Genomic DNA, 5,924 nt, shown 5'->3' with positions numbered 1-5,924 from the left:
AACATATACAAAAAGAATGGATGGTTCGCCATATGTTAACGGATGTCGTGGATGTCGTGGAAGAGTTAGAAAAGAAATCGGAAGAAGAAAAAATCTCTTTAGATAAAACGTTTACTCAATTGTCTAAAGAAGTGAAACAATTATATGGTAAACCCGTAGAGGACCTGAAAGTACAGCGAATGATTAAGAACTATATAGAAGAATTTTTCTCATTTCTTGGTGAGGATCTGATGCAAAAAATCTTTGATACGAATATAGAAGGAGAACTTGATATTCAAGAGCTTGAAGATATGACAACTTCTCTTTTAACAGAAGATGAACAAATATGGTTTAATCAAGCGATGGAATATCATATTCAGCAAGAAGAAATGGAATAGATATTAATGAGCTATACTCTTAAATTATAGTTGGTCTATCTTATTTAAAACAACACACTTGATTTTCCATTATAGGGCGATTTCATGAAGTAACTAAAGTCTAATTTCTCACTTATGAACCGAGAAATTAGGTTTTTTTATGTTTGGATTTTCTTATAGCAGTAAATCTTCATAATTCTTACGCCCCCCTATAAGATAAACCCTTCCTGACTATCACTTTTTTCTGTAAAATAAATGTCTTCATTATCAAACAAATAGCATTTTTGTGTTATAATCATATAATTCAAAAATAGTTAGAGATTAGGAGAAAACTATGGAAAACCAACATATTATTCGTAATATAATAGTAGAAACACCTTCTAAACCGGGTAACTTTGCTAAGGTAGCAACTGCCATTGGAATGGGAGAAGGCGATATAGGGGATATTACAACTTTAAAAAGTGGTGCTTTAACTACTATTCGCGACATATCTGTTACAAGCAAGTCTAAAAAAGATTTCGAGAAAATTATAAGTAATATAGAAGCTATTGGAAACGGCGTGAAAATTCAAGCAATCAGTGATGATGTGTTGAAAGCACATGAAGGTGGAAAGATTGCGATGAAGAGCAGATATGACGTTCGTTCATTAGGAGATCTTCAAAGAATCTACACACCTGGTGTTGCTAGCGTTTGCATGGAAATTGTTAATGAACCAGACAAGGCTCAATATTTTACTTCTATAGGAAAGTCAGTGGCTATTGTAACGGATGGAACTGCTATATTAGGGTTAGGTAACATTGGTTCTGTTGCAGGTATGCCTGTAATGGAAGGGAAATCTGTACTGTTAGATCAGTTTGTAGGATTGAGCGGTATACCGATTCTATTAGATACTAGTGATCCAGACCAAGTTGTAGAAACGATCAAACATATTCACCAAGGGTTTGGTGCGATATTGCTGGAAGATATCGGTTCACCACATTGCTTTGAAATAGAAGAAAGATTAAAAGCAGAGCTTCCTATCCCTGTTATGCATGATGATCAGCATGGAACTGCAGTGGTAGCATTGTCTGCTATCCTTTCTGCATGCCGAGCAACTGAGGTAGACATCAAAAATGCGAAGATAGGTCAGATAGGCTTAGGAGCAGCAGGATTAGCTATATGCCGTATGTTAATGGCCTATGGAGTAGAAGAGGTATATGGATTGGACCGTCAGGAAGCAGCGAAAGAGCGTCTTCTTCATTATGGAGGGCAAACAATCGATTCGTTAGAAGAAATGATGGAGAGCTGTGACATCATCGTAGCTACTACTGGTGTGGAAGGTTTGATTAAGCCAGAGATGGTACGTAAAGGTCAAATCATTCTTGCCCTTTCTAACCCTAATCCTGAAATTCTTCCATCTTTAGCTATTGCAGCTGGAGCTGCTTTTGCTGCAGATGGTCGCTCAGTAAATAATGTAATAGGATTCCCAGGTATTTTTAAAGGTGCTTTAAATGCTGGGGCTAAAGAAATCACGTATCCAATGCTGATTGCAGCGGCGAAGGCAATTGTGGATTATACAAGACCTGGTGAGCTAATACCAAACCCATTAGATCCTGCAGTCCATTATATTGTCGCTCGCGCAGTGGAAGAGGCTGTAATGAAACAAGGCTAATCTTAAAAGCAAAAAGAAGAAGATACCAGCTAGGAAGCTGAAATCTTCTTCTTTTTTAATGCTTCTTCATAATCTGTTGCTTCTATTAATGCCTTCTCTTCTAATGGAATTCGGACAGATAGCATTGCTAAATTTAATAGTGTGAATGCAAGTGCTGTGAAATATGCCTGAAACATTAAAGGAAGTAATAGAATCTCGGTACATACAACAATATAATTTGGATGCCTAAAGTAAAGGTAAGGTCCTTTTGTAACAACGTTAGCACCAGGAAGGATAATTATTTTGGTATTCCAAAACTTTCCGAGAGATGTCAGGCACCACACTCGAAGTAATTGGACTAACAAGAAAACGAATAAAAATACTGGGAATAATGGAGATATACCTCGATCCAATAAAACAACCTCTGCAATTAGAAAAAGAAAGAAGCTTATATGAAGTGCTAGCATGTAAGGATAATGGGAAGCTCCCACTTCGTAGGCCCCTTGAGCTAGCATTCGTTTCTCGTTTCTCTTAGCAACAGCTACTTCGACTAATCTCTGAACAATGACTAGTGCTATAACGATGAAAAATAACATATCAATCCCTCCAATTTAATAGCACTGCTTCGCCACAAAAACCAGGGCCTAGAGCGACTAGCATGCCATAGTCATTAGGAGCATTTTCTTTAAGCATAAATTGTTCTAATACATAGAGAACCGTTGGAGAAGACATATTTCCATGATTTTTTAGCACTTCTCTTGAGGTAGCGGTTTGGTCTTCGGATAGATGAAGGGTATCTTCATACGCCTTTAACACTTTTTTTCCTCCTGGATGAGCAACAAAGTTAACGATATCCTCACTCGTAATCTTTTCCTCGCTCAAGAATTCGTGCATAAACGGGCCAAGCCATTTGGAGATAATCGTCGGTATGCTTTTCGAGAATACTACATGTAAGCCACTATTTTTTACTTCCCAGCCCATAACATCTTCAGAATCTGGCATCCATTTGGACGCTGTATTAATGATATGAGGTACGGGTCTTTTGGTTCCAATTTCCACATCGTCCCCGCAAACTAACACGCAGGCCGCTCCATCTGCAAAAAGAGAGGCACCGACTAGATTACTCTTCGAATAATCATTGGGTTGGAAGGTCAGGCTACATAGCTCAACACAAACAACGAGCACCTTGTCAGAAGGATGTGCCTTGCAGTAATCAAATGCTCTGCTTATGCCTGATGCCCCGCCTGCACAGCCTAGTCCCCACAATGGAATACGTTTTAGCCTGTCTGAGAAGGGGAGATGATTCATCACACGCGCATCGATACTTGGAGTAGATATTCCAGTACTGCTCACAAAGATAATAGCATCAATTTCTTCAGGCGAGACGTTATTCTCTAGGAAAGAGCTGTTTTGGAGACAGGCTTGGATTACTTCTACACTATATTTGGTAGTAAGCTCAATATACAGAGAATTCCTCTCTTCAAATGAATGATTCGTTTGATGCCACTCTAGTGGTACACAAAAATTTCTCGATTTGATATCACCGTTTTCAAATACTTTAAGCAAGCGTTCAAGTTGTGGGATTTTATCTTGAAAAAGCTCTTTCGTTAATTGTTCTATGTTGGATTGTTCTAGGGAGTATGGAGGTTTATATGTACTAACGGAAGCTATTTTTGGCATGGTAATCTCCTTTTTATGTTAGTTTCTCCACCCTTCATCCATATATTCACCTTTCCTTCATTTTTTCTATGGCAATGATAAATGGAGGGTCATTTTCTTGGTTTAGAAATTGGTAGCATAATACATGAACGAAAGATTGAGGGAGTTGTTGAACAAAAGAAATGACTTCATCTTTTTCTTGTTTACCACCCTCATGTCCATGATAAACTACTAAAACAATGAGACCTCCAATTTTCAGAAGATCTAATAAGGATGTAATTGCTTGAATAGTGGAGTTACCTCTAGTAACTACCTCATGGTTACTACCAGGTAGATAGCCTAAGTTGAAGACAGCTGCTGAAATCTGTTCGTCGATATAATTACTTACATTGCCGTGACTATCTAAAATTAGAGAGACACGATCTCTGACAGCAGCATTACTCAGTCTTTCAGAGGTCGATTCAATTGCTTCTGTTTGAACATCGAATGCAAATACATGTCCCTGATCGCCAACTAAGCTGGCAAGGAATAAGGTGTCATGACCATTCCCAGCGGTGGCATCAACTACCGTATCTCCTTCTTTTATCACATCCTGAAGAAGCTCCTTTGCATAGGGAAGAATTCTTTTTAGCTTCATATTAACTCACCAGTCTTCGTAAATAGTTTTCCTTGATAGCTTTCTCTCTTAGCGAGTTCAGCATCGATTCCATTCAACACTTCCCATTTGTTGGCACTCCACATTGGCCCAATCATTAAATCAATAGGACCATCTCCTGTAATACGATGAATAATCATCTCAGGCGGGAGAACTTCTAATTGGTCAGCTACTAGCTGGATATATTCATCTCGTTCCATAAAATCCAGCATTCCTTTTTCATATTGCTTCACCATTGGAGTTCCTTTTAATAGGTGCAGAAGGTGAATCTTAATGCCTTGAACATCTAGCTTGGCTACCTCTCTGGCTGTTTCCATCATCATCTCTCTATTTTCTAATGGCAACCCGTTTATAATATGAGTACAAATACGGATACCATGCTTTCTAAGTTTAGAGACTCCTTCTATATAAGTATTAAAATCATGGGCTCTGTTGACTAGCCTTGCTGTACTTTCATGGACTGTCTGTAGACCGAGCTCAACCCATAGAAACGTCCGTTCATTTAACTCTGCTAAGTATTCTACTACGTCATCCGGTAAACAGTCAGGTCTAGTCGCAATAGAAATTCCCACAACTCCTTCTAAAGCAAGAGCAGCTTCAAACTTCTCCTTTAAAACTGGAAGAGGGGCATGTGTATTCGTATAGGCTTGAAAGTAAGCGATATAATTTCCGTGCTTCCATTTCTCATGCATTTTATCTCGAATTTTTTCAAACTGCACTGGTATAGGATCTACTTTGTCACCTGCAAAGTCTCCGCTCCCAGCAACACTGCAAAATGTACATCCACCATAAGCGACAGTGCCATCTCGATTTGGACAATCAAATCCTGCGTCAAGTGCCACCTTGAAGATTTTCATATCAAAGGTATCACGCAAATATCGGTTCCATGTAAAGTATCTCTTCCCGTCTGAAGGGAATGGAAAGTTATTGTTCATTATTTTTCACTCCTTAACAGGATTATTTTATCATGAAACTTTGACTTGGTAGATTTAATTATCTTGAAGTGCAGTTTAAAAAAAGCTACAATATTTTGAGTGTCTAAGGAAATGAGGAATATTGATGCCAAAAGCAGTCTGGCTTTTAATTATTGGAATGTTTATTAATACAATGGGGAATTCATTTTTATGGCCCTTACATACAATCTATATGCATGACTACCTTGGTCAATCGTTAACGATGGCGGGGTTAGTGTTGATGCTAAACGCTGGAACCGGTGTGATCGGTAATTTGTTAGGCGGGTTTTTATTTGACAGAATAGGCGGCTATAAATCTATAGTGTTTGGAATTCTGTTATCCATACTCTCGTTAGCAGCGCTAACCGTTTGGCATGATTGGCCAGAATATGTATGGCTAGTCGCTATTCTCGGATTTAGTGGTGGCATCATCTTTCCAAGCATGTATGCTATGGTAGGGAATGTATGGCCAGAAGGTGGACGTAAAGCATTTAATGCTATTTATTTAGCTCAAAACTTAGGTGTGGCAATTGGACCAGCTTTAGCTGGAATAGTTGCAGACCATAACATAAATAATATTTTTGGAGCAAATCTACTCGCCTACGTGTTCTTTTTTGTTATCGCTCGTCGGTTCTATGGAAACATCTCTAACGTTTCAAACCATCAGGCCT

6 protein-coding genes and 1 pseudogene are annotated in these 5,924 nt (G+C 38.6%); 3 read left to right on the top strand and 4 right to left on the bottom strand.

Annotated elements, in window-relative coordinates; translation table 11 throughout:
* Both AC06OU_RS14115 and AC06OU_RS14110 read left to right on the top strand, forming a co-directional pair.
* Positions 1–377, top strand: a pseudogene (locus AC06OU_RS14115) (MerR family transcriptional regulator); the annotation flags it as partial.
* 313 nt (positions 378–690) lie between these two features.
* Positions 691–2,007, top strand: a complete 1,317-nt coding sequence (locus AC06OU_RS14110) for an NAD-dependent malic enzyme (protein WP_475856618.1) — start codon at positions 691–693, stop codon at positions 2,005–2,007.
* A 29-nt stretch (positions 2,008–2,036) separates the two neighbouring features.
* Here the strand turns inward: AC06OU_RS14110 and AC06OU_RS14105 are convergent, their stop codons facing one another.
* Genes AC06OU_RS14105 through mnmL form a run of 4 tightly spaced genes read right to left on the bottom strand, consistent with a single transcriptional unit; the run spans position 2,037 to position 5,235 of the window.
* Positions 2,037–2,582, bottom strand: coding sequence for an isoprenylcysteine carboxyl methyltransferase family protein (locus AC06OU_RS14105; RefSeq protein WP_340882949.1), 546 nt, complete (start codon positions 2,580–2,582; stop codon positions 2,037–2,039).
* Position 2,583: 1 nt separating this feature from the next.
* Entirely contained in the window at positions 2,584–3,666 is a 1,083-nt protein-coding gene (locus tag AC06OU_RS14100) for a type III polyketide synthase (RefSeq protein ID WP_475856617.1), read from the bottom strand.
* Between the two features lie 46 nt (positions 3,667–3,712).
* A complete protein-coding gene (gene mnmM, locus AC06OU_RS14095) occupies positions 3,713–4,282 on the bottom strand; it encodes a tRNA 5-(aminomethyl)-2-thiouridylate-methyltransferase MnmM (protein WP_475856615.1) in 570 nt (189 codons plus the stop codon).
* Positions 4,279–5,235 (bottom strand): tRNA modification radical SAM protein MnmL/YtqA, encoded by a 957-nt coding sequence (gene mnmL / locus AC06OU_RS14090; RefSeq protein WP_475856614.1) that lies wholly within the window; start codon positions 5,233–5,235, stop codon positions 4,279–4,281. The genes mnmM and mnmL overlap by 4 nt, the downstream gene beginning before the upstream one ends.
* Positions 5,236–5,359: 124 nt before the next feature.
* Here mnmL and AC06OU_RS14085 point away from each other — a divergent pair.
* The coding region (locus AC06OU_RS14085; protein ID WP_475856613.1) for an MFS transporter at positions 5,360–5,924 on the top strand (565 nt) is incomplete at its 3' end.

This window comes from Psychrobacillus sp., from assembly GCF_056205495.1.
This window is presented reverse-complemented; position numbering and strand designations above follow the sequence as displayed.

Excerpts from the sequence above, each read along its gene's own strand:
- mnmL (WP_475856614.1), bottom strand. The coding sequence starts at position 5,235 with ATGAACAATAACTTTCCATTCCCTTCAGACGGGAAGAGATACTTTACA.
- AC06OU_RS14110 (WP_475856618.1), top strand. The coding sequence starts at position 691 with ATGGAAAACCAACATATTATTCGTAATATAATAGTAGAAACACCTTCT.
- AC06OU_RS14100 (WP_475856617.1), bottom strand. The coding sequence starts at position 3,666 with ATGCCAAAAATAGCTTCCGTTAGTACATATAAACCTCCATACTCCCTA.
- mnmM (WP_475856615.1), bottom strand. The coding sequence starts at position 4,282 with ATGAAGCTAAAAAGAATTCTTCCCTATGCAAAGGAGCTTCTTCAGGAT.
- AC06OU_RS14105 (WP_340882949.1), bottom strand. The coding sequence starts at position 2,582 with ATGTTATTTTTCATCGTTATAGCACTAGTCATTGTTCAGAGATTAGTC.